This is a genomic window from Pengzhenrongella frigida, assembly GCF_004168625.1.
Lineage (GTDB): Bacteria > Actinomycetota > Actinomycetes > Actinomycetales > Cellulomonadaceae > Pengzhenrongella > Pengzhenrongella frigida.
In genome coordinates this window covers 1-1,261 of the sequence record NZ_SDWW01000117.1, presented here as the reverse complement: position 1 = coordinate 1,261, position 1,261 = coordinate 1, and the positions used below count along the sequence as shown (strand labels likewise).

Sequence of the window (1,261 nt, the reverse complement as noted above, 5' to 3'; positions counted from 1 at the left end):
GGGTCTGCTGCACCGATAGGTGACAGTCGGGCTCAGGCGGCGAGTGCGACCTGAGTGGTCATGATGGTCTCGTATTCGATGGGTGTCAGGCGGCCGAGGCGGGCTTGGCGTCGGCGTCGGTGGTAGGTCCGCTCGATCCAGGTGATGATCGCGATCCGTAGGTCCTGGCGGGTGGCCCAGCGGTGCCGGTTCAGGACGTTCTTTTGCAGCAGGCTGAAGAAGGACTCCATGGCGGCGTTGTCCCCGGCGGAGGCGACTTGGCCCATGGATCCGACGAGGTCGTGGCGGTGCAGCTCGCGCAGCACCTTCCTGGCTCGAAATTGCGATCCTCGATCCGAATGTACGACGCAGCCGGCGACGTGGCCTCGGCGGGCGACGGCGCTGACCAGGGCGTTCATGGCGATCCGGGACGTCATCCGGTCGCTGATCGAGTACCCCACGATCCGGTTGGAGAACACGTCCTTGATCGCGCAGAGGTAGAGCTTGCCTTCACCGGTGGGGTGCTCGGTGATGTCCCAGAGCCACAGCTGGTTGGGTCGGTCGGCGCGGAACTGGCGGCGGACGCGGTCCTGGTGGGAGGGCGGGCCGGGCTGCTTGCCGTTCTTGGCCCGCTTCTTGCCGAAGACCGACCACCACTGGTTGTCCCGGCAGATCCGCCAGACCCGCCGGTCACAGGCACGCAACCCGGCCCGGTGGGCTTCGTCGGCGAGCAGTCGGTGACCGAACTCGGGGTCGTCGTGGTGGGCGTCGAAGAGCACGTTGGACAGGTGCGCCTCGGCCAGGTCGCGGGCTGTGACGGGCGCGGCGAGCCACCGGTAGTAGGGCTGTCTTGCGAGCTTGAGGACCCGGCACGTGCCCGTGACGGGGATCCCGTCACCAGCGAGCTCACTCACGAGCGGGTAGATCATTTTCCCGGTAGATGCGCCTGGGACAGGTAGGCCGCGGCTCTGCGCAGGACCTCGACCTCCTGCTCCAGCAACCGGTTACGGCGCTTGAGGTCGCGCAACTCGGCGGACTCGTTGACCGTCACGCCGGGACGGTGACCGTCCTGGACATCGGCGGCATGGAGCCAGTTGCGCAGGCACGAGTCGCTGATCCCGAAGTCCTTGGCGATCTGGGCGATCGGAGCCTCCCCGCGGCGAGCCACTGCCACCACGTCGTCGCGGAACTCCTTCGGATGAGGTCTAGGCACGGTGAACATCCTCTCAGCGGGGACCACAGTCCCCACAGATCAGTTGTCACCTATCGGTGCAGCAGCCCC

At 67.0% G+C, this 1,261-nt stretch carries 1 protein-coding gene; it reads right to left on the bottom strand.

Features of this window, described 5'->3' with window-relative positions:
- Window positions 1-32: 32 nt before the first annotated feature.
- A protein-coding gene (locus tag EUA98_RS19575) for an IS3 family transposase (protein WP_165372933.1) occupies window positions 33-1,192 on the bottom strand; the annotation gives its coding sequence in 2 pieces (ribosomal slippage) (window positions 33-911 and window positions 914-1,192; 1,158 coding nt in all).
- Window positions 1,193-1,261 lie beyond the last annotated feature (69 nt).